The sequence below is a fragment of the Amycolatopsis sp. lyj-23 genome, from assembly GCF_046549135.1.
Lineage (GTDB): Bacteria > Actinomycetota > Actinomycetes > Mycobacteriales > Pseudonocardiaceae > Amycolatopsis.
In genome coordinates this window covers 34883-58937 of record NZ_JAJPWN010000015.1, presented here as the reverse complement: position 1 = coordinate 58937, position 24055 = coordinate 34883, and the positions used below count along the sequence as shown (strand labels likewise).

The window sequence follows — 24055 nt, the reverse complement described above, 5'->3', positions numbered from 1 at the left end:
CTCACCGGCGCGGCCGCCGCCAAGGGACGTCCCGCTCACCGGTCACGGGCGGTCGGTGAGGTAGCCGCCCATCGTCTTGAAGTACTCGGCCGCCGGCAGCTCCGCCCCGTCCGCGGTGCGGACGCGCTCGACGAGCAGGCCGGGGGACTGCCCGCGGCGGGCGCCCGGCCCGGCGACGACCACCACGCCGTCGCCCTCCCGGATGAAGATCCGGCCCGGCGTGCCGCCGTAGTGCCCCTGCGACACCGACGCCTTCAGGATCCGCAGCTCCTGGCCGCGGTGGTGGGTGAACGCGTTCGGGTACGGGTCCGAGAGGGCGCGCACGAACCGCTCGAGGTCCGCCGGCGGCAGCGTCCAGTCGATCAGGCTGTCGCGCTTGGCCCGCTTGTGGAAGAAGCTGGCCTTCGACCGGTCCTGCGGCACCGGTGTGTAGCCGGTCTCGATCAGGGAGATGGCTTCGGCGGTGATCGGCGCGATGAGGTCGACCGTGCGGTGGAAGAGGTCGGTCGCGGTGTCGGACGGCCCGACCGGGATCGCGCGCTGCAGCACGATGTCGCCGGCGTCGAGCTCGCCGTCCATCATGTGGGCGGTGACGCCGACCTCCGGCTCGCCGTTGATCATGGCCCAGATGAGCGGCGAGAACCCGGCGTACGCGGGCAGCAGCGAGTCGTGGATGTTCAGGGTGCCGTGCCGCGGCAGCTCGAAGATCTCCGGCGGCAGCCAGGTGCGCCAGTTGTTCGCCACGATCAGGTCGAGGTCCGCGGCCTTGAGCTCGGCCAGCAGCTCGGCGTCGTCCGGCCGGTTGCGCAGCAGGACGCGGATGCCGTGCGCCGCAGCGAGGTCGGCGACCGAGTCGGCCCAGATCCGCTCGTAGGCGTGGTCGCTCTTCGGGTGGGTGACCACGAGGGCGACCTCGTGGCCGGCGTCGATGAGCGCCTGGAGGGTCCGGTGCCCCCAGGTCTGGTAGCCGAACATCGCCACGCGCATTCGAGAGTGCCTTTCGGGATCGGGGGACCAACATCACCACGAACGTACTAGGCGAGGCTCGCCTAAGTTAGGTTAGGGTTCCCTGAACCGTACCGGAGCGCGAGGGAGCACCATGACTGCAGAGGTCCCGATCTACGACATCGTCGGCGTGGGCTTCGGGCCGTCGAACCTCGCCCTCGCGATCGCCCTCGCCGAGCACAACGCCGGCCCCGGCGAGCCGGTGACCGCGCACTTCCTCGAGCGCCAGCCCCGGTTCGGCTGGCACCGCGGGATGCTCATCGACACGGCGACCATGCAGGTGTCGTTCCTCAAGGACCTGGTCACCATGCGGAACCCGACCAGCGAGTTCAGCTTCCTCAACTACCTGCACGCCGCCGGGCGGCTGGTCGACTTCATCAACCACAAGAACCTCTTCCCGCTGCGCGTGGAGTTCCACGACTACTTCGAGTGGGCGGCGGCGAAGGTCGACGACGTCGTCTCCTACGGCACCGAGGTCGTCTCGGTGACTCCGGTCCACGACGGCCCCGAAGTCGCCTACTTCGACGTCGAGGCGTCGGACGGCTCGACGCTGCGGGCCCGCAACCTCGTGGTGGGCACCGGATTGCGGCCGCAGCTGCCCCAAGGCGTCACCGCCGGGCCGCGGATCTGGCACAACAGCGAACTGCTCTTCCGCGTCGACGCCCTACGCGCGGCCGACCCGAAGCGGTTCGTCGTCGTCGGCGCCGGCCAGAGCGCGGCGGAGGTCGCGGCGTTGCTGCACGACGAGTTCCCGCGCGCCGAGGTGTGCGCGGTGTTCGCCCGCTACGGCTACAGCCCGGCCGACGACAGCTCGTTCGCCAACCGCATCTTCGACCCCGAGGCCGTGGACCAGTTCTACCGCGCGGGCGAGCCGGTGAAGGACCGCCTGATGCGCTACCACGGCGCGACGAACTACTCGGCCGTCGACGTCGACCTGATCGACGAGCTCTACCGGCGGGTCTACCGCGAGAAGGTCCTCGGCGTGGAACGGCTGCGGCTGTTCAACGTCTCGCGCCCGGTCGAGGTGACCGACGCGGGCACGGTGACGGTCGAATCGCTGACCACGGGTGCGCAGACGGTCCTGGAAGCCGACGCGGTCGTCTACGCCACCGGCTACCGGCCCGCGGACCCGACGCCGCTGCTCGGCGAACTCGGCCCGCGGTGCCGTCGCGACGAGTCCGGCCGCCTGCGCGTCGAACGCGACTACCGGATCACCACGGATCTGCCCCTGCGCGGCGGGATCTACCTGCAGGGGGGCACCGAGCACACGCACGGGATCACGTCGTCGCTGCTGTCGAACACCGCGGTGCGGGTGGGGGAGATCCTGCAGTCCGTCGTGGACCGCAGGATCGTCGCCGCGCCGGCGGGGGAGTACGCGATCAGCGGGCGCTGAGCTGCTCCCGCAGGATGTCGCCGTGGCCGGTGTGGCGGGCGAACTCCTCGATCAGGAACAGGTAGACGAAGCGGAGGGTGACCTCGCCGACGACCGGGTGCGTCCACCGGTCGTCGAGCGAGTGGCCGGCCGCGATCTCGCGCGAGCGGGCGCTGGTGCGCTCGTACTCGGCGATGACGTCGTCGACCGTTTCGTCGTCACCGACGGCGAAACTGGCGTCCCCGGGAGTCGAGGGGCCGTCGATCTCGGCCTCGTCCAGCCCGGCGATCAGCCACTGGAACCACCGGCGCTCGGCAACGGCGGCGTGCTTGACGAGGGCGATCGGCGTGGTCAGGGAAGGCACCAGCCGCTGGCGGGCATCGGTTTCCGACAGCCCGCGCGTGTTTTCGACGAGCGCGAGGCGGTTGCGGTCGAGCATGGCCTCCAGCAGTTCGCGCTCGGGGCCGGTGGTCTTTTCGGGCAGCGCATACACGGCAGTCAGCTTCCTTGGTGGGGGATCCGGCCGGAGGGGCCTCGGAGACGGTGAGGCAGGCCGGGCCCCAGAATAGCGCTAGCTGACCGGCGCCGGGTGGTGGCGGCTGATCGGGATGACCAGCGGGGTGCCGCTCACCGGGTCCGGGGTCACCCGGCAACGGACGTCGAACACCTCGTCGACCAGCTCCTCCGTGATCACCGACGCCGGTTCGCCCGCCGCGGCCACGCGGCCCGCCTTCATCGCGATCACGTGGTCGGCGTAGCGGCACGCCTGCGGGAGGTCGTGCAGGACCATCACCACCGTGCGGCCCTCCGCGCGGTTGAGGTCGACCACCAGGTCGAGCACGTCGATCTGGTGGGCCAGGTCCAGGTACGTCGTCGGCTCGTCGAGCAGCAGCACCGGCGTGCCCTGTGCGACCGCCATCGCGATCCACGCGCGCTGGCGCTGGCCGCCGGACAGCTCGTCCACCGGGCGGTCGGCGAGGTCGGTCATCGAGGTCGCTTCCAGGGCGGCGTGCACCGCGCCTTCGTCCGATGTGGACCACTGGCGCCACCAGCTCTGGTGCGGGGCGCGGCCGCGGGCGACGAGGTCGGCCACCGTCATGCCTTCGGGCGCCACCGGCGACTGCGGCAGGATGCCGAGCCGCTGGGCGACCTGGCGGGTCGGCAGGTCGTGGATCGACCGGCCGTCCAGGTACACCCCGCCCTCCTTCGGCGTGAGGAGGCGGGCCAGCGTGCGCAGCAGGGTCGACTTCCCGCACGCGTTCGGCCCCACGATCGCGGTGATCTTCCCCGGCGGGATCTCGAGGTCGAGGCCGTCGATGACGATCCGGTCGTCGTAGGCGACGCGCAGGTCCTGCACCCGCAGTGACGGTGTCATCTTCTCAGCCTCCGGAACCGGATCGGTTGGCCCTGGCCAGCAGCCAGAGCAGCAGCGGGGCGCCGAGCGCGCCGGTCACGATGCCGACCGGCAGCGGGGACGCCGTGAGCGTGCGGGCCAGGATGTCGCTGCCCAGCACGACGACCGCGCCGGTGAGTGCCGACGCCGTCAGTGGTGGGGACGCCTGGCGCGCCAGGCGTTGCGCGATCTGCGGCGCGGTCAGCGCGACGAACGAGACCGGCCCCGCGGACGCCGTCGCGAAGGCCACCAGCCCGGCGCCGGACAGCAGCAGCCCCAGCCGCACCGGCTGCACCGGCGTGCCGAGCCCGGCCGCCACGTCGTCGCCGAGCTGCAGGGTGCGCATCCAGCGGGACAGGGCCAGCACCAGCGGCAGCAGCACCGCCAAGGCGCACGCCAGCGGGACGACGTGCTCCCAGCCGCGGTTGGCGAGGTTGCCGACGAGCCAGCCGATCGACGCCTGCGCTTCGGTGATCTGCGCGCGGCTGAGCAGGTAGTCGGTCAGGCTGGTGCACATCGCGAAGATCCCGATCCCCACCAGGATGATCCGGTAGCCGGTGGTCCCGCGCCGCCACGCGAGCGCGTACACGAGCACGCCGGTCAGGAGCCCGCCCAACAGGCCGAGCGTCGTGGTGCCGAGCCCGCCGCCGAAGCCGAAGGAGATCCCGGCGACGACGGCGGTGGCCGCGCCCGCGTTGATGCCGATCATGTCCGGGCTGGCCAAGGGATTGCGGGTGATGGTCTGGAACACCGCGCCGGACGCGCCGAACGCGAGCCCGGCCAGCAGCCCGGTCAGCGCCCGGGGCAGCCGCAGCTCCCGCACGATGTAGCCGGTCCCGCTGTCGCCGCCGCCGAACACCGCGGACAAGACGTCGGACACGCTCAGCGGGACGTCGCCGATCGTCATGCCCACGCAGAACAACGCGAACGCCAGCACGGCGAGGACGAGCGAGACGGCCACCAGCCGCAGCCGGACCTGGCCGGACACCGCGGGTTTCGCGAGGCGGAAGGTGACGCGGCCGCGCCGCACCTGCAGCAGGCTCATCAGGACTCCACCAGCTTGCGGCGGCGGACCAGGTAGATGAAGAAGGGCGCGCCGAGGAACGCGACGATCACGCCGGCGCGGACCTCGCCGGGCCGGGCCACGACCCGGCCGAGGATGTCGGCGGCCAGCAGCAGGCACGGCGCGAGGACCGCGGTGTAGGGCAGCAGCCACCGGTGGTCGGGCCCGATGACGAACCGCACGGCGTGCGGCACGATCAGGCCGAGGAACACGATCGGCCCGGCGACCGCGACGGACGCGCCGGTCAGCAGCGTGATGGCCAGCGCGCCGCGCAGCCGCAGCGGGCCGAGCCGCCGCCCGAGCGCGACCGCGACGTCGTCGCCGAGCGCGAGGCTGTTCAACGCCGGCCCGCTCGTGAGCGCGAGGACCACGCCGGCGAGCAGGAACGGCAGGATCCGCAGCAGCGAACCGCTGTCGACGCCGGCGAGCGATCCGGCCGACCAGAAGCGGTACCGGTTGAGCGCCACCGGGTCCGAGAGCACCATTGCGCTGGTGAAGGAGCCGAGCAACGCCGTCACGGCGGCCCCGGCGAGGGCGAGCTTGACCGGGCTCGAGCCGGTGCGGCCGCGGGTGCCGAGGAAGTAGACGACCGTCGTCGCGGCGAGCGCGCCGGCGAACGCGAACCAGATGTAGCCGTAGAGGGAGCCGACGCCGAGCACGGTGATGGAGAAGACGATGGCGAACGCGGCCCCGGCGCTGATCCCGAGCAGCCCCGGCTCGGCCAGCGGGTTGCGGGTCAGCGCCTGCATGAGGGTGCCGGCCAGGCCGAGCGCGGCGCCGACCAGGACGGCCAGGAACGTGCGCGGCATCCGGACACTGTGGATGATCACGGCGTCGGCCGAGCCGTCGTCGTGCCACAGCACCTGCCAGACGGCGCCGAACGAAATCTCCTTCGATCCCAGCCAGACACTCAGCAGGCACAGGAAAACGAGGACGCTTAAAGCGCCCAGGAGACCGAGTGCGCGGCCCGTGTGTGGCGGGCGTCGCTTGAGAGCGATGCCTCCGGGGTCTGTTCGCACCGCACCTCCGACTGGTACTGATTTAGGTAAGGCTAACCGATGGTACAGGAGTGCATCCTCACCATCCGTTTGTTAGGGTCACCTAAGTCAGCGCTCCGGTCGGGGCGCCGTGAGCAGCGGGAGGCTGGTCTACCGGTGAGCAACGGTGACGCTGTGCAGCAGCAGGTGTCGAGGCTCGGGTTCTGGCGGGACAGCCTCGCTTCGGCGCCGAAGGAGCTGCCGCTGCCGGTCGACCGGCCGTACGTCGGGGAGCCCGTCTTCGCCCGGCTCGACCGGCCGCTGCCCGCCGTCGACGAACTGACCCTCCTCGCGGCGTTCGCGGTGCTGATGTCCCGGTACGCCGGAACGGTGGATGTCGTGCTCGGGATCGGCGCGCTGGTGCCCCTCCGAGTGGATCTGGGCGGCTCGCCGGGGTTCGGCGAAGTCGTCGCGCGCGTCCGCGAGGCACGGGAAGACGCGCTGGCCCACCGGGTTCCGTTCGCCGACCTGGTCGCCGAGCTGGGGCCCGAGCCGGGACGCGGGGGATCGGTGCTGGTCAACGTCGGTTTCGGCGCCGAGACCGACCTGGCCCTCGACCTGAACCTGACCCGGGACGGCGCGGACTACCGCGCCGACGTCCTCGATGAGTCCACTGTGGACCGCATGCTGGACCACCTCGGGATCCTGCTCGCCGGCGCGCGCGAGCGTCCACAGTGGCCGGTGTCCCGGCTGGAGCTGATGACGGCCCCGGAACGGCACCGGATCCTCGAGGAATGGAACGAGACGGACCTCGAGGCGCCGCTGTCGACCCTGCCCGAACTGTTCGCCGCCCGTGTCCGGGAGGCGCCGGACGCGGTCGCGCTCGTCTTCGAAGACCAGGAACTGTCCTACGCCGAGCTGGACGCGCGCGCGAACCGGCTCGCCCACCTGCTCATCGGGCGCGGCGCCGGGCCGGAACGGGTCGTGGCGCTCGCCGTGCCGCGTTCGATCGAGATGATCGTCGCGGAGCTCGCCGTCCTCAAGGCCGGCGCCGCCTACCTGCCGCTCGACCCCGACCACCCGGCCGAGCGGATCGCGTTCATGGTCGCCGACGCGCGCCCGGTGTGCGTGGTGACCACCCGCGAGCTCGCCGGCCGCTTCGACGGCGACGTCCTGCTGCTCGAAGACATCTCGTGGGAGCCGGCGACCGACCCCGCCGCCGCGATCGTCCCGGCGAACGCCGCCTACGTCATCTACACCTCGGGATCCACGGGACGGCCCAAGGGGGTCGTCGTCTCCCACGCGGGCGTGGCGAAGCTGGTCGCGACGCAGTCGGAGCGGTTCGGCGTCGGCCCGCAGAGCCGGGTGCTGCAGTTCGCGTCGCCGAGTTTCGACGTCGCGTTCTGGGACCTGTGCCTCGGCCTGCTCTCGGGCGGGCGCCTGGTGATCGTCCCGGCGCAGCGGCGGGTGCCCGGCCCGGAACTGGCCGAATACGCGCACGCGCACGGCGTCGACTTCATGATCCTGCCGCCCGCCCTGCTCGCCGAATTCCCCGAGGACTGCGACCTGCCGCGGGACAGCGTGCTGCTCGCGGGCACCGAGCGGGTGTCGCCCGAGCTGGTGCGCCGCTGGGCGCCGGGGCGGCGGATGTTCAACGCCTACGGCCCGACCGAGGCCACGACCAACTCGACGCTGGGCCGCTGCGACCCGGAGATCGCCCCCGGCTCGGCCGTGCCGATCGGGGTGCCGGACCCCGGCACCCGTGCCTACGTCCTCGACGCGCACCTCGCGCCGGTGCCGGTCGGCGTCGCCGGTGAGCTGTACCTGGCCGGGAGCGGCCTGGCGCGCGGGTACCTCGGGCGGCCGGGGCTGACGGCGGAGCGGTTCGTGGCGGATCCGTTCGGTTCCGGTGGGCGGCTGTACCGGACCGGTGATCTGGTCAAGTGGCTGCCGGATGGTCGGCTGGTGTTCCTGGGCCGGGTCGACGACCAGGTGAAGATCCGCGGTTACCGGATCGAACCCGGCGAGATCGAGTCCGTGCTGGCCGAACACCCGCGCGTCGGGCAGGCGGTCGTCGTCGCCCGTGACGGGCAGCTGATCGCCTACGCCGTGCCGGTGCCCGACCGCGACCAGGCGGCCGAGCAGGGGCACGTCGACGAATGGCGCGCCGTCCACGAGGAGATGCTCGCCGGCTCCCACGGCATCGAGGAGAACTTCGCGGGCTGGAACTCCAGCTACGACGGCTCCGAGATCCCCCTGGCCGAGATGCGCGAGTGGCACGCGGCGACGATCGAGCGCATCCGTGCCCTGGCCACCCAGGGGGCACTTTCAGGTGAAAGTGCCCCCTTCGGGCGGGTGCTGGAGATCGGCGTCGGCAGCGGGCTGATCCTGTCGCGGATCGCGCCGGACGCCGAAACCTACTGGGGCGTCGACCTTTCCGAGAGCGCCATCGAGAACGTCCGGCGAGAGGTCGCCGCCGTGCCCGGGCTGGCGGGCAAGGTCCACCTCGCCGCCCGGCCCGCCCACGACCTCGGCGAGCTGCCGGAGTTCGACACGGTGATCATCAACTCGGTCGCCCAGTACTTCCCGAGCGCGGACTACCTCGCCGAAGTCGTCAAGACGGCTGCGCGTGTCGTGCGGCCGGGCGGAGCGATCTTCCTCGGCGACATCCGCAACCTGCGTTCGCTGCGGGCGTTCCGGACCGCCGTCGAGCTGCGCCGCGGCCGTCCCGACGTCGCCGCGGTCGACCAGGCGCTCGCCCGTGAGGGCGAGCTGGTCCTCGACCCGGACTTCTTCCCGGCGCTGGCCCGCGGCCTGGCCGGCTTCGACGACGTCGACCTGTGGGTCAAGCGCGGCACCGCGCACAACGAGCTGACCCGGCACCGCTACGACGTCGTCCTCCGGAAAGCGCCGCGGCCCGAGCCGGCCGGCGAGCAGGTCGTCGCGTTCGGCGATCTCGCTGCCGTGGAACGGTTCCTGGCTGCCGAGAAACCGGAACGACTGCGCGTCACCGCGATCCCGGACGCGCGCCTGGCCGGCGAGTTGGCCGCGGTCCGCGCGCTGGACACCGGCGACGCCGAGGCGGCCCTCGCCGCGCTGGGGCGGCGGGACGGCGTCGACCCGGAAGCCTTGTACGCGCTCGGCGAGCGGGCCGGCTACCGCGTGGCGGTCACCCCGGCGGCCGAAGCCGGTGAACTCGAAGTCGTCTTCACGCGCCCCAATGTGGCCTTGGGGCGCGTGGGGGGCGCTGCGTACCGGCCGGTCCGTCGGACGGGCACACCGGGGTCGTACGCCAACAACCCCGCGGCCGGGCGGGAAACCGGGGCGTTCGTGGCCTCGCTGCGGGCGCACGTGCGGGAGCGGCTGCCGCAGTACATGGTGCCGTCGGCGTTCGTCGTGCTCGACAAGCTGCCCGTGCTCGCCTCCGGCAAGCTGGACCGCAAGGCCCTGCCGAGCCCGGACCGCTTCGACGCCGGGCCCGGCCGCGCGCCGCGCCACCCCGTCGAGCAACTGCTGTGCGAGCTGTTCGCCGACGTCCTCGGCGTCCCGCAGGCCGGACCGGACGACGACTTCTTCGCCCTCGGCGGGCATTCCCTGCTCGCCACCCGGTTGATCCAGCGCATCCGTGCGGCCGTCGGCGCCGAGGTTGGTGTGCGGGCGGTGTTCGACGCGCCGACGCCGGCCGCGCTGGCAGACCTCCTCGCGGGGTCGGTCACTGCGACCGGGCGGCGCCCGCTCGTCCGCGTCACCGAGCGGCCGGACCGGCTGCCGCTGTCGTCCGCCCAGCAGCGCCTGTGGTTCCTGCACGGGCTGGAAGGCGGCTCGGCCACCTACAACGTGCCGCTCGTCATACGGCTGGCCGGTGAGCTCGACGTCGACGCGCTGCGGGCGGCGCTCGACGACGTCGTGGCCCGCCACGAAGCCCTGCGGACGGTGTTCCCGGTCGTCGGCGGCGTCCCGTACCAGCAGATCCTGCCCGAGGGGACGGTCGAGCTCGCCGTCCGCGCAGTGTCCGACGTGGACTCCGAAGTGGCCGGACTCGTGCGTGCGGTGTTCGACCTCGGCGCCGGGGTGCCGGTGCGCGCGGAACTGCTCACCGACGGCCCTCGGCGACACGTCCTCGTCCTGGTCGTCCACCACATCGCCGCCGACGGCTGGTCGCTGTCCCCGCTCTGGCGCGACCTCGCCACCGCCTACCGCGCGCGCCTGCGTGGCGGAGCTCCACAGTGGACACCGCTGCCGGTGCAGTACGCGGATTACACGCTCTGGCAACGCGAACTCCTGGACACCGAAGAGGCCGCCCAGCTCGCCTACTGGCGGGACGCGCTCGCCGGCCTGCCCGACCGGATCCCGCTCCCGCTCGACCGGCCGCACCCGCCCGTGTCGGCCTACCGCGGCGGCTTCTTCACCTTCACCTGGGACACCGGGCTGCAGACCGCGCTCACCGACCTCGCGCGCGCCTGCGGCGCCAGCCCGTTCATGGTCGTGCACGCGGCACTGACGGCCCTGCTCTCGCGCCTCGGCGCGGGCACGGACATCCCCGTCGGCACCCCGATCGCCGGGCGCACCGACCCCGCGCTCGACGACCTCGTCGGCTTCTTCGTCAACACCCTGGTCCTGCGGGTGGACACCGGCGGCGACCCGTCGTTCCGGGACCTCGTCGCCCGCGTGCGCGAGCGCAGCCTCGACGCCTACGCCCACCAGGACGTCCCGTTCGAGCGCCTGGTCGAAGCGCTCAACCCGGCGCGGTCGCTGGCCCACCACCCGCTGTTCCAGACCATGCTCGCCTGGCAGAACACCCCCGGCGCGGGCGTCGAACTGCCCGGCCTGACCGTCACCGAACAGCCGGTCGGCACCGGCACGGCCAAGTTCGACCTCTGGTTCTCGTTCACCGAGCGTCCCGACGGGCTGCACGGCCAGGCCGAGTTCAACGCCGAGGTCTTCGACCGGGCCACCGTGACCGGGCTCCTCGACCGCCTGGAAACGCTGCTGCGGCAGGTCGTCGCCGCCCCGGACCGGCGCCTCGGCTCGCTCGACGTGCTCACCCCGGCCGAGCGTGACGGCCTCGAAAAGACCTGGTCAGGGGCCGTCGAGGACGTGCCCGCGGTGACCGTGCCCGAGCTGTTCGCCGCCCAGGTCGCGCGGACGCCGCATCACCCGGCGCTGGTCTTCGAGGACGAAGAACTCACCTACGCCGAACTCGACGCCGTTTCCGATCGCCTCGCCCGGGTCCTGGCCGCGCGGGGCGCGGGGCCCGAGCGCGTGGTCGCGTTGGCGCTGCCCCGCTCGACGCACCTGGTCACGGCGATCCTGGCCGTGCTGAAGACGGGCGCGGCCTACCTGCCGCTCGACCCCGGCTACCCCGCCGACCGGATCGCGTTCATGCTCGAGGACGCCGAGCCGGCCCTGGTGCTGGCCGTCGCGGACACCGCCGTCCCGGGCGCGCTGCTGCTGGACGACCCGGCCACCCTCGCCGTCGTCCCCGACGCACCCCTCGACGTCCTGCTCCGGCCGGAGCACCCGGCGTACGTCATTTACACGTCCGGGTCGACCGGCCGCCCCAAGGGTGTCGTCGTCCCGCACGCCGGGATCGTCAACCGGCTGCTGTGGATGCAGCACGAATACGGCCTCACCGGCGACGACCGCGTGCTGCAGAAGACGCCGTCGAGCTTCGACGTGTCGGTTTGGGAGTTCCTCTGGCCGCTGCTCACCGGCGCCACCGAGGTGCTCGCCCGCCCGGACGGGCACAAGGACCCGGCCTACCTCGCCCGGCTCATCCGCGACCGCGGGATCACGACCGTCCACTTCGTCCCGTCGATGCTCCAGGTCTTCCTCCAGGAACCGGCGGCGCGGGAGTGCACGAGCCTGCGCCGCGTGCTCTGCAGCGGCGAAGCACTGCCCCTCGACGCCGTCACGCAGTTCGGGCACGTCCTCGACGCCGAGCTGCACAACCTCTACGGCCCGACCGAAGCCTCGGTGGACGTCACGGCCCATCGGACGTCCACCGAGGACACATCCGTCCCGATCGGACGTCCGGTGTGGAACACCCGCACCTACGTCCTCGACGCCGCCCTGCGCCCGGTGCCGCCGGGCACCCCCGGCGAGCTGTACCTGGCCGGCGTCCAGCTGGCCCGCGGCTACCTCGGCCGGGCCGGGCTGACCGCCCAGCGGTTCGTCGCCGACCCGTTCGGCGCGCCCGGCGCGCGGATGTACCGCACCGGCGACCTCGCCCGCTTCCGCACCGACGGCGTCCTGGAGTTCCTCGGCCGCGGGGACGAGCAGGTCAAGATCCGCGGCTTCCGCGTCGAGCCCGGCGAGATCGCCGCGACCCTGTCCGCGCACGACGACGTCGCCCACGCCGTCGTGGTCGCCCGCGAAGACCGGCCCGGCGACATCCGCCTGGTCGGGTACGTCGTCCCCGCCGACGCCGACGCCGCCGGCTCGGCCGAGGAGGAGACCGAGCAGGTCGGCGAGTGGCGCGAGCTGTACGACTCGATGTACGCCGTCGACCGCGACGAGTTCGCCGGCTGGAACTCCAGCTACACCGGCGAGCCGATCCCGCGCGAGGAGATGCGCGAGTGGCGTGCCGCGATCGTCACCCGCATCCGTGAGCTCCGGCCGCGGCGGGTGCTCGAAATCGGCGTCGGCAGCGGCCTGCTGCTGACCGAGCTGGCCCCGGACTGCGAGGCCTACTGGGGCACGGACTTTTCCGCCGAGGTCATCGCTTCGCTGGGCGAGCGGGTCGCGGCGGAACCGGCGCTCGCCGGGCGCGTCGAACTGCGCACCGGCGACGCCGCCGACGTCACCGGCCTGCCCCCGGCGTTCTTCGACACGATCGTGCTCAACTCCGTCGTCCAGTACTTCCCGAGCGGGAGCTACCTCCTGGACGTCGTGCGGAAAGCCCTGGCGCTGCTGGCGCCGGGTGGCTCGCTCTTCGTCGGGGACGTCCGGGACCTGCGGCAGGTCCGGGCGTTCCACACCGCTGTCGCCCGGGCGCGCGGTGGTGACGTCGAACAGCGGCTGCTGCGGGAGAAGGAACTGCTCGTCGCACCGGAGTTCTTCGCCGGCCTCGACGGGGTGGCCGCGGACATCCGGGTCAAGCGCGGCCGGGCGGTCAACGAGCTCACCCAGTTCCGCTACGACGTCGTCCTGCGCCCCGGCACCGCCGAGCCGCGACCGGTCGAGACGCTGACCTGGGGCACCGAGGTGTCCACTGTGGACGAGGTGGCCGAACGGCGGCGCGACGGCCTGCGCGTCGAGGGTGTCCCGAATGGACGGATCACCGACGGCGTCGACCCCGAAGACTGGTACGCACTGGGTGCGGTCGTCACCTGGTCCGCGGCCGGCGACGGCTCGGTCGACGTCCTGTTCACCGGGGGCGACGCGGTCGGCGCCTTCCGGCCCGGCCCGGATCCGATCCTGACCTACACCGGCAACCCGCGGCGATCGCGCCGGAGCGCGGCCTTGCCGGCGGAGCTGCGGACCTTCGCCGCCGGACGGCTGCCCGAGCACATGGTGCCCTCCGCGATCGTCGTCCTCGACGCGTTGCCGGTGACGGCGAACGGCAAGCTCGACCGCCGCGCGCTGCCGGCGCCGGAGCCGGCCGCGCCGGTGTCGGACCGCGAACCGCGCACGCCGGTCGAGCGGCAGCTGTGCGAGCTGTTCGCGGACGTCCTCGGCCTGCCGCGGGTCGGCCCGGACGACAGCTTCTTCGCACTGGGCGGCCATTCGCTGCTGGCCACCCGGCTCATCGCCCGCGTCCGCACCGCCCTGCACGCCGAGCTCGAGGTCCGGGCGGTCTTCGAGACGCCGACCCCGTCGGGGCTGGCCGGGGTGCTCGCCACCGCTCGCGGTACCGCGCGGCCTCCGCTGGCCGCCGCGCGACGGCCGGACTTCGTCCCGCTGTCCGGCGCCCAGCAGCGGCTGTGGTTCCTGCACCACCTCGAAGGTCTCTCGGCCACCTACAACGTCCCGCTGGTCATGCGCCTCGAAGGCGAACTCGACGTCGAGGCGCTGCGCCGGGCGCTCTCGGACGTCGTGGCCCGGCACGAAGCCCTGCGCACCCGGTTCCCGCAGCGCGACGGCGTGCCCTACCAGGACATCCTTCCGCCCGCGGAGCTTGACCTGCCCGTCCGCGAGGTCACCGGCCTCGACGACGCGCTGACCGGGCTGGTCCGCGGCTCGTTCGACCTCGAGCGCGAGGTGCCGGTGCGCGCCGAGCTGCTGCGCCTGGGCGCCCGCGAGCACGTCTTCGCGCTGGTGTTCCACCACATCGCCTCCGACGGCTGGTCGATGGCCCCGCTGTGGCGTGACATCGCCACGGCCTACACCGCCCGCCGCGCCGGTGAGCCGCCGCGGTGGCCGCCGCTGCCGGTGCAGTACGCGGACTACACGCTGTGGCAGCACGACCTGCTCGGCCGCGAAGACGACCCGGACAGCGTGCTGAGCGCGCAGCTGGACCACTGGCGGACGGCCCTGGCCGGCCTGCCGGACCGGATCGAGCTGCCCCTGGCCCGCCCGCACCCGGCCACCGCGACCTTCCGCGGCGAGCTTCACACCTTCACCTGGGACGCCGGCCTCCACGCGCGCCTGGCCGAGCTGGCCCGGGAGAGCGGCGCCAGCGTGTTCATGGTCGTGCACGCGGCCCTCGCCGCGCTCCTCACGCGGCTGGGTGCGGGCACCGACGTGCCGATCGGCGCACCGATAGCCGGGCGCACCGACCCCGCGCTGGACGACCTCGTCGGGTTCTTCGTCAACACCCTGGTCCTGCGCGTGGACACCGGCGGCGAGCCGACGTTCCGGGAGCTGCTCGCCCGCGTCCGCGAGCGCAACCTCGACGCCTACGCCCACCAGGACGTGCCCTTCGAGCGGCTGGTCGAGGTGCTGAACCCGGCGCGGTCGCTGTCGTACCACCCGCTGTTCCAGGTCATGATCGCCGGGCAGAACAACGCCCGCGCCGAAGTGACGCTGCCCGGCCTGGCCGTGACCGAAATCCCGGTGACCACCGGGACGGCGAAGTTCGACCTGTCGATCTCGCTGACCGAGCGCGACGCCGGGATCGCCGGGGTCCTGGAGTTCAACGCCGACGTCTTCGACCACGCCGGCGCGCACGCGATCCTGCGCCGCCTGGAGGTGCTCCTCCGGGCCGCCGCGGCCGAGCCCGACCGTCCCGTCGGTGCCTTGGACCTGCTCGACGGCGACGAGCGCGACCGGGTGCTCACCGGGTGGGCGGGCTCGCTCGAACCGGCGGGCACCGAGACGTTCCCGGGGCTGTTCGCCCGGCGCGTCGCCGAGGCGCCCGACGCGGTGGCGCTCGTGTTCGAGGACGTCGAGCTCACCTACGCCGAGGTGAACGCCCGTGCCAACCGGCTCGCGCACCTGCTGCTCGGCCGCGGCGCCGGACCGGAGCGGGTCGTCGCGCTCGCCGTGCCGCGGTCGCCGGACATGATCCTCGCCGAGCTGGCGGTGCTGAAGGCGGGTGCCGCCTACCTGCCGATCGACGTCGACTACCCGGGCGATCGCATCGCCTACATGGTCGAAGACGCGGCCCCGGTGTGCGTGGTGACGACCCGGGAGGTCGAGGCGAAGCTGCCGGCGGCGCTGCCCCGGGTGCTCCTGGAGGACGCGGCGCTCGCCGGAATGTCCACAGAGGACCCAGCCGTCACGATCACGCCGGAGAACGCGGCGTACGTGATCTACACGTCCGGCTCGTCCGGGCGGCCCAAGGGGGTCGTCCTGCAGCACTCGGGCGTCGCGAAGCTGGTCGCCACGCAGACCGAGCGGTTCGGGGTGGGCCCGCACAGCCGGGTGCTGCAGTTCGCGTCGCCGAGTTTCGACGTCGCCTTCTGGGACCTGTGCCTCGGTCTGCTCTCGGGCGGCCGCCTGGTCGTCGTCCCGGCCGAGCGGCGGGTCGCGGGCCCGGCGCTGACCGAGTACGCGCACCGGCACGCCGTCGACTTCATGATCCTGCCCCCGGCCCTGCTCGACGCGCTGCCCGCGGACCTCGACCTGCCACGGGACAGCGTGCTGCTCGCGGGCACCGAACGCGTGTCGCCGGAACTGGTGCGCCGCTGGGCGCCGGGACGGCGGATGTTCAACGCCTACGGCCCGACCGAGGCGACCACGAACTCGACCCTCGGCGAAAGCGACCCGGCCGAGCTGGCGGCCGCGGCCGTCGTCCCGATCGGCATCCCCGACCCCGGCACCCGCGCGTACGTGCTCGACACCGGGCTGCGGCCGGTGCCACCCGGGGTGGTGGGGGAGCTGTACCTCGCCGGAAGCGGCCTGGCGCGCGGGTACCTCGGCCGGCCGGGACTGACCGCCGAGCGGTTCGTGGCGGACCCGTTCGGTTCCGGTGGCCGCCTCTACCGGACGGGTGACCTGGTCAAGTGGCTGCCGGACGGCCGGCTGGTCTTCCTGGGCCGGGCCGACGACCAGATCAAGATCCGCGGCTACCGGATCGAACCCGGCGAGATCGAATCCGTGCTGGCCGAACACCCGGCCGTCGGGCAGGCGGTCGTCGTCGCCCGGGACGGGCGGCTCATCGCCTACGCCGTGCCGTCGGCCGGGCGGGACGAAGCAGCGGAGCTGGCGCACGTCGGCGAGTGGCGCGAGCTGCACGAGAACGTCTTCACCGAAGCGGCGTCCGGCGGGCTGGAGGAGAACTTCACCGGCTGGAACTCCAGCTACGACGGTTCCGAGATCCCCGTCGGCGAGATGCGGGAGTGGCACGCGGCGACGATCGACCGGATCCGGGCGCTGCGGCCGAAGCGCGTCCTGGAGATCGGCGTCGGCAGCGGGCTGATCCTCTCGCGGATCGCGCCGGACGCCGAGGAGTACTGGGGCGTCGACCTGTCCGAGCAGGCCATCGCCAACCTGCGGCGTGAACTCGCGGCGACGCCGTTCGCGAGCAAGGTCCGCGTGGCCGCCCGGCCCGCCCACGACCTGGGCGAACTGCCGGAGTTCGACACGGTGATCGTCAACTCGGTCGCCCAGTACTTCCCGAGCGTCGGCTACCTCGCCGAGGTTCTCCGCACGGCCGCGGCGCACGTCCGGCCCGGCGGCGTCATCTTCCTCGGCGACATCCGGAACCTCCGCTCGCTGCGGGCGTTCCGGACCGCGACCGAGCTGCGCCACGGCCGCCGGGACGTCGCCGCGGTGGACCAGGCGATCGCCCGCGAAGGCGAGCTGGTGCTCGACCCCGACTTCTTCGGCGCCCTGGAGCTCGACGGTTTCGACGATGTCGACCTGTGGGTCAAGCGCGGCCGTGCGCACAACGAGCTGACCCGGCACCGCTACGACGTCGTGCTGCGCAAGGCGCCGCGGCCCGACACCCCGGAAGAGCTGGTCGTCGCATGGGACGACCTGGAAGAGGCCCTGGTGGGCCGCCCGGCCCGGCTGCGCGTGACCGGCGTGCCCAACGCCCGGCTGTCCGGCGAACTCGCCGCCGTCACCGCGCTGGCCGCGGGCGACCCCGGGACGGCACTGTCCTCTTTGGAAGACCGGTCCGGAGTCGATCCCGAGACGCTCCACGAGCTCGGCGAACGGCACGGTTACCGCGTCTACGCGACCCTCACCGCGGACGAGGGCGCCCTGGAAGCCGTGTTCACCACCGGCGAGCCGACGCGCATCCACCGCGCCCGGCCGGTCCGGGCCGCCCTCGACGCGCTGGGCAACCACCCGGCCGGGCAGCGGGACACGAACGCGCTGGTCGCGGCGCTGCGGGCGCACGTCCGCGACCGGCTGCCGCAGTACATGGTGCCGTCGGCGTTCGTGCTGCTGGACCGGCTGCCGCTGCTGGCCTCCGGCAAGCTGGACCGCCGCGCCCTGCCGAGCCCGGACCCGCAGGCGGCCACCGCCGGCCGGGCCCCGCGAACCCCGGTCGAAGAGGTCCTCTGCGGGCTCTTCGCCGAGGTCCTCGACGCGTCCGTCGGAGTCGACGACGACTTCTTCGCCCTCGGCGGGCACTCCCTGCTGGCGACGCGGCTGGTCGCCCGGCTGCGCGCGGTGTTCGGCGTCGAACTGCAGGTGCGGTCGGTGTTCGAGACGCCGACCGTGGCCGGGCTGGCGGCCCTGCTGGCCACCTCGGGCGCTTCGCCCGCCCGGCCCGCGCTGGTGCGCGCCGACCCGCGTCCGGACGTGCTGCCGCTGTCGTTCGCGCAGCAGCGCCTGTGGTTCCTGCACCGCCTGGAAGGCCCGTCGGCGACGTACAACATGCCGACGGCGGTCCGGCTGACCGGCGTCCTCGACGTCGAAGCGCTGCGCGCGGCACTGTCCGATGTGGTCGAACGGCACGAAGCCCTCCGCACGGTCTTCCCGGAGGTCGACGGCGAGGCCCGGCAGCTCGTCCTCGACGACGTCACCCTCCCGCTGCCGGTCCACCCGGTCACCGAGGACACCCTCGCCGACGCCGTCTCCGAGGCGGCGGGCACGGTGTTCGAACTGGAGTCGGAGCTCCCGCTGCGGGCGCGGCTGCTCCGGCTCGGGGACCGCGCGCACGTCCTGGTGCTGGTGTTCCACCACATCGCCTCCGACGGCTGGTCGACCGCGCCGCTGTGGCGCGACCTCGCGACCGCCTACACCGCCCGCCAGGCCGGTGAAGCTCCACAATGGATCCCGCTGCCGGTGCAGTACGCGGACTACACGCTGTGGCAGCGGCACGTCCTCGGCGAACCGGTGATCGAGCCGCAGCTGGCCTACTGGCGCGAAGCCCTCGCCGGCCTGCCCGAGCGGATCGAGCTGCCCACCGACCGGCCGCACCCGGACCGGGCGTCCTACCGCGGCGAGCAGTTCGCCTTCGGCTGGGACGCGGAGCTCCACAGTGGACTCCTCGCGCTGGCCCGCGCCTGCGGCGCCAGCGTCTTCATGGTCGTGCACGCCGGGCTCACCGCGGTGCTCACCCGGCTCGGCGCGGGCACCGACATCCCGCTCGGCACGTCCATCGCCGGCCGCACCGACGCCGCGCTCGACGACCTCGTCGGGTTCTTCGTCAACACGCTCGTCCTGCGGGTGGACACCGGCGGCGACCCGTCGTTCCGGGACCTCGTCGCGCGGGTGCGGGACCGCAGCCTCGACGCCTACGCCCACCAGGACGTGCCCTTCGAGCGGCTGGTCGAGGCGCTGAACCCGGTCCGGTCGCCGGCCCACCACCCGCTGTTCCAGACGATGCTGGCCTGGCAGAACAACGCCGTCGCCGACCTCGCCCTGCCGGGGCTGGCCGTCGCGGAGGAGCCGGTCCGCACCGGCACCGCGCGGGCCGACCTGACGTTCTTCGTCGGCGAGCGGCCCGGGCACCGGGCCGGGATCCGCGGCACGGCCGAGTACAACAGCGACGTCTTCGACCGCGCGAGCGTCGAGGCGCTCCTGGACCGGCTCCGGAAGTTCCTGGCCGCCGTCGTCGCCGACCCGGACACGCGGATCGGCGCCGTCGACCTCCTCACCGCCGCCGAACGCGACCAGCTCACGCCCGCCCCCGCGACGACCCTGCCCGCGGAGACGGCCGCCGGGCTGTTCGCCGCCCAGGTCGGGCGGACGCCGGACGCACTGGCGCTGGTGTCCGGCGCCGAGCGGCTCACCTACGCCGAGCTGGACACGCGGGCCACGGCCCTCGCCCGGGCGCTGCTCGCCCGCGGCGCGGGGCCGGAACGGGTGGTGGCGGTCGCGCTGCCGCGCTCGGCCGACCTGGTCGTCGCGCTCCTGGCGGTGCTCAAGACCGGCGCCGCCTACCTGCCCCTGGACCTGAACCACCCGGCGGACCGCGTCGAGCTGATGCTCACCGACGCGGCCCCGCACCTGGTCATCGCGGAAGACGGCTTCGGGGACCGGCTGGTCCGGCCCGGCGACACCGGCACCGAACCGGCCTGGCCCCCGGTGCAGCCGGACCACCCGGCGTACGTGATCTTCACGTCCGGTTCCACCGGCCGCCCCAAGGCCGTCGCCGGCACCCAGCGCGCGCTGGCCAACCGCCTGCACTGGGGCCGCGATCTCGCCCGGGGCGTGCGCCTCGCGAAGAGCGCGCTGACGTTCATCGACGGCTCGACCGAGCTGCTCGGCGGCCTCGTCGCGGGCGATCCGGTGGTCCTCGCCGACGACGCCACGGCCACCGACCCGATCGCCCTCGCCGAACTGGCGCGCGAGTCCGGCGCGCAGGTGCTCACCGTCGTCCCGAGCCTCCTCGAGACGTTCGCCGAGGACGCTCCGGCCGGCGCGTTCGGCTCGGTGACCACGTGGATCACCAGCGGCGAGCCGCTTTCCGGCGTCCTCGCCGGGAAGGTCGCGGCCCGCTGGCCGTCGGCGAAGCTGGTCAACCTCTACGGCTGCTCGGAGGTCGCCGGCGACAGCCTGGCGCAGGTCTGCGGCCCGGTCGCGATCGGGCGGCCGATCGCCAACACCCGCGCGCACGTCCTCGACGCCGCGCTGCGGCCGGTGCCGCCGGGCGTGCGCGGGGAGCTCTACCTGGCCGGCGCCGGGCTCGCCCGGGGCTACCTCGGCCGGCCGGCGCTCACCGCCGAGCGGTTCGTCGCCTCGCCGTTCGAGCCCGGGCAGCGGCTCTACCGCACCGGCGACCTCGCCTGCCGCCGCGCCGACGGGGCACTGGAGTTCCTCGGCCGCGCCGACCAGCAGATCAAGATCCGCGGGTTCCGCGTCGAGCCGGGCGAGGTGGAAGCCGTGCTGACGGCCGACGCCGCGGTGGCCCGCGCGGCCGTGATCGCCCGGGAAGACCGGCTGATCGCCTACGTGGCACCGGCGGGCGACCCGGTCGCGTTGCGGGCGTCGCTCGCGGCGCGGCTGCCGGAGCACCTGGTGCCCTCGGCGATCGTCGTGCTGCCCGAGCTGCCGGTCAACGCCAACGGCAAGTCCGACCGAGCCGCCTTGCCCGATCCGCGGGTGCGCGCGTCCGGGCGGCTCGCCCGTACCCCGGCCGAACAGGCGTTGTGCGAGCTGTTCGCCGACGTCCTCGGCGTGCCGGCGGTCGGCCCGGACGACGGGTTCTTCGCCCTCGGCGGGCATTCGCTGCTGGCGACGCGGCTGGTCAGCCGGATCCGCGCCCGGCTCGGCGTCGAGGTGCCGCTCCGGGCGGTGTTCGACGCGCCGACCCCGGCCCGGCTCGCCGACGCGCTGGACCCGGGCCGGGGCCGCCGCCCGGCGCTGGTCCCGGCGTCGCGCCCCGAGGTGGTGCCGCTGTCGTCCGCGCAGCAGCGGCTCTGGTTCCTCGACCGCCTCGACGGGCCGTCCGCGACCTACAACATCCCGTGGGCCTGGGAACTGACCGGGCCGGTCGACACCGGCGCGTTGCGGGCCGCGTTGGGTGACGTCGTGGCGCGCCACGAGGTCCTCCGGACCCTGCTGGTCGAAGTGCGCGGCACGCCACGGCAGGTCGTGCTCGACCACGCCGAGCCGGTGCTGGTCACCGAGACCGTGCCCGCGGCCGACCTCGACGAGCGCGTCACCGCCGCCGCGTCGTACCGCTTCACCCTCGACGCGGAGATCCCGATCCGGGCGACGCTCGTCTCGGCCGGGCCCGACCGGCACGTGCTGGTGCTGCTGGTGCACCACATCGCGGGCGACGGCTGGTCATTGCCGCCGCTGAAGCGGGACCTCGACACCGCGTACGCGGCCCGGCGGCGCGGAGAGCGTCCACTGTGGACGCCGTTGCCGGTGCAGTACGCGGACTACACGCTGTGGCAGCGGGAGATGTTCGGCCGCGCCGACGACCCGGACAGCTTCCTCGGCCGTCAGGCGGCGTTCTGGCGGGACACCCTCGCGGGCCTGCCCGACGAGCTGGCGCTCCCGGCCGACCGGCCGCGCCCGCCGCGGTCGACCAACCGCGGCGCCGCCGTGCCGTTCACCGTGCCCGCGTCCGTCCACACCGGACTCCGCGAGCTGGCCCACCGCAGCGGCACCAGCACGTTCATGGTCCTGCAGGCGGCGCTGGCCACCCTGCTGACCCGGCTCGGCGCGGGCACCGACATCCCCGTGGGGACGCCGGTGGCCGGGCGCTCCGACCACGCATTGGAGGACCTCGCCGGATTCTTCGTCAACACGCTGGTCCTGCGGACCGACACCGGCGGCGACCCGACGTTCCGGCAGCTCCTCGGCCGCGTCCGCGAGGCCGACCTGGCCGCCTACGCCCACCAGGACCTGCCGTTCGAGCACCTCGTCGAACTGCTCAACCCGCCGCGGTCGCTGGCCCGGCACCCGCTGTTCCAGGTCATGCTCGCGGTCTACCACTCGGGCTCGGAGCCGGAACGGCTGCTCGGGCTCGACGCGGCCTACCGGGGCACCGGACTGCGGCAGGCGAAGTTCGACCTGTCGTTCGACCTGGTCGAGACGGCCGCCGGCATTGACGGCGACCTCGAATACAGCCTGGACCTCTTCGACGAACCGACGGCCCGGACGCTCACCGAGCGCCTGGTCCGGGTGCTGGCGGCGGTCGTCGCGGACCCGGACCGGCCGCTGAGCCGGATCGACGTCCTCGACGCCGGCGAGCGGCACCGGATCCTGCACGACTGGAGCGCCGGGGAGCCGCTCACGGTCTCGGCGCCGACGGTGGTGGACCGGCTGGCCGCCCAGGTGGCGGCGACGCCGGAGGCGACCGCGCTGAGCGACGCCCGCTCCAGCGTCACCTTCGCGGAGTTCGCCGCGCGGACCGACCGCCTGGCGCGGTGGCTGGCCTCGCGGGGCGCCGGTCCGGAGCAGGTGGTGGCGCTGGTGCTGCCACGTTCGGCGGCGGTCGTCGAGGCGATCTTCGGCGTGTTCAAGACGGGTGCGGCGTACCTGCCGGTGGACCCGGACCAGCCCTTGGAACGGATCTCGGCGATCCTCGACGACTCGGGCGCTTCGCTGGTGCTGAGCAGCCGCTCGCTGGCTTCGCTCGTCCCGGACGCGCTGTTCGTCGAGGACATTGTGGACAGTGACGCGGCGCTGACGCCGCCGTCGCCCGCGAACCCGGCGTACGTGCTGTACACGTCCGGGTCGACCGGCAAGCCCAAGGGTGTGGTGATCCCGCATTCCGGGCTGGTCAACCTGTTCCACAGCCACCGCGAAACGCTCTACCGCCCGGCCGTCGCGGCTGCGGGCGGGCGGCGGCTGCGGGTCGGGCACGCCTGGGCGTTCTTCTTCGACGCGTCCTGGCAGCCGCAGTTGTGGTTGCTGGACGGGCACGAGGTGCACGTCGTCGACGACGACACCCGCCGCGACCCCGACCGGCTGGCGGCGGTGGTGCGGGAGCGCGGACTGGACTTCCTCGAGCTCACGCCGTCGCACTTCGCGCAGCTGGCCGCGGCCGGGGTGATCGCGGACGGCCGGTGTGCGCTGGGCGTGGTCGGTGTCGGCGGGGAAGCCGTCTCGCAACCGCTGTGGGAGACACTGGCGTCGATGCCGGGCACGGCCGCGTACAACCTCTACGGCCCCACCGAGGCCACTGTGGACGCTCTGGTCGGCCGCTTCGGCGCCGCCGACCGGCCGGTGATCGGCCGTCCGGTGCACAACACGCGGGCGTACGTCCTGGACGGCGGCCTGACGCCGGTCCCGGCCGGGGTGCCGGGGGAGCTGTACCTGGCCGGCGCCGGGCTGGCCCGCGGCTACCACGGACGGCCGGCGCTCACCGCCGAACGGTTCGTCGCTTCGCCGTTCGAGCCGGGGGAGCGGCTGTACCGCACCGGCGACCTGGTGCGGTGGCGGCCCGGCGGGCAGCTCGAATACCTCGGGCGCACCGACGACCAGGTGAAGGTCCGCGGCTTCCGGATCGAGCCGGGCGAGATCGAAACGGCCCTGACCCGGCACGAGGACGTCGGGGAGGCGCTCGTCGTCGTCCGGGACGAGCGGTTGGTCGCGTACACGACTCCGGCGAGCGCGAACCCGGCGCGGCTGCGCGAGTTCCTGGCGCGGTCGCTGCCGGAGTACATGGTGCCCGCGGCGATCGTGCCACTGGACGCGTTCCCGGTGACCCCCAACGGGAAGGTGGACCGGGCGGCGTTGCCGGTGCCTTCGTTCGAAGTGCGCGGCCGGGCCCCGGAAACCCCCGTGGAGAAGGCGCTCTGCGAGATCTTCGCCGACGTCCTGGGCGTCGCCGCCGTCGGCGCCGACGACGACCTGTTCACCCTCGGCGGCCATTCGATGCTGCTGGTGGTCCTGCGCAACCGGATCACCGAGCGGCTCGGGACCGAACTGGCCATCGCCGAGTTCTTCCGCACCCCCACCGCGGCCGGACTGGCCGCGCTGCTGACCCGAGACACGGAGTAGAC

Annotated in this window: 7 protein-coding genes; 2 read left to right on the top strand and 5 right to left on the bottom strand. The window is 73.6% G+C overall.

The annotated features are described in order from the left end of the window. Positions 1-42 precede the first annotated feature (42 nt). On the bottom strand, positions 43-987 hold the full coding sequence (locus tag ACLJPY_RS33570; RefSeq protein ID WP_410594733.1) for a methionyl-tRNA formyltransferase: 945 nt from the start codon (positions 985-987) through the stop codon (positions 43-45). A 112-nt stretch (positions 988-1099) separates the two neighbouring features. Here ACLJPY_RS33570 and ACLJPY_RS33565 point away from each other — a divergent pair, with 112 nt between their 5' ends. Next, positions 1100-2398: a lysine N(6)-hydroxylase/L-ornithine N(5)-oxygenase family protein gene (locus tag ACLJPY_RS33565; protein ID WP_410594731.1), complete on the top strand. Its 1299-nt coding sequence runs from the start codon at positions 1100-1102 to the stop codon at positions 2396-2398. On the opposite strand, the gene ACLJPY_RS33560 is transcribed toward ACLJPY_RS33565, so the two are convergent. The 4 genes from ACLJPY_RS33560 to ACLJPY_RS33545 form a co-directional block, all read right to left on the bottom strand. Then, a complete protein-coding gene (locus ACLJPY_RS33560; RefSeq protein ID WP_410594729.1) occupies positions 2385-2870 on the bottom strand; it encodes a DinB family protein in 486 nt (161 codons plus the stop codon). The genes ACLJPY_RS33565 and ACLJPY_RS33560 overlap by 14 nt on opposite strands. Positions 2871-2948: 78 nt before the next feature. Then, the gene (locus ACLJPY_RS33555) at positions 2949-3752 is read right to left on the bottom strand and encodes an ABC transporter ATP-binding protein (RefSeq protein ID WP_410594727.1); all 804 of its coding nucleotides are present in this window, start codon (positions 3750-3752) and stop codon (positions 2949-2951) included. Positions 3753-3756: 4 nt separating this feature from the next. Further along, a complete protein-coding gene (locus ACLJPY_RS33550; RefSeq protein ID WP_410594725.1) occupies positions 3757-4815 on the bottom strand; it encodes a FecCD family ABC transporter permease in 1059 nt (352 codons plus the stop codon). Further along, positions 4815-5852: a FecCD family ABC transporter permease gene (locus ACLJPY_RS33545; RefSeq protein WP_410594723.1), complete on the bottom strand. Its 1038-nt coding sequence runs from the start codon at positions 5850-5852 to the stop codon at positions 4815-4817. The genes ACLJPY_RS33550 and ACLJPY_RS33545 overlap by 1 nt, the downstream gene beginning before the upstream one ends. 135 nt (positions 5853-5987) lie before the next feature. On the opposite strand from ACLJPY_RS33545, the gene ACLJPY_RS33540 reads away from it, so the two are divergent. After that, the gene (locus ACLJPY_RS33540) at positions 5988-24053 is read left to right on the top strand and encodes an amino acid adenylation domain-containing protein (protein WP_410594721.1); all 18066 of its coding nucleotides are present in this window, start codon (positions 5988-5990) and stop codon (positions 24051-24053) included. Positions 24054-24055 lie beyond the last annotated feature (2 nt).

Coding starts and splice junctions, on each gene's coding strand:
- ACLJPY_RS33565 (WP_410594731.1), top strand. CDS start 1,100: ATGACTGCAGAGGTCCCGATCTACGACATCGTCGGCGTGGGCTTCGGG.
- ACLJPY_RS33550 (WP_410594725.1), bottom strand. CDS start 4,815: ATGAGCCTGCTGCAGGTGCGGCGCGGCCGCGTCACCTTCCGCCTCGCG.
- ACLJPY_RS33555 (WP_410594727.1), bottom strand. CDS start 3,752: ATGACACCGTCACTGCGGGTGCAGGACCTGCGCGTCGCCTACGACGAC.
- ACLJPY_RS33570 (WP_410594733.1), bottom strand. CDS start 987: ATGCGCGTGGCGATGTTCGGCTACCAGACCTGGGGGCACCGGACCCTC.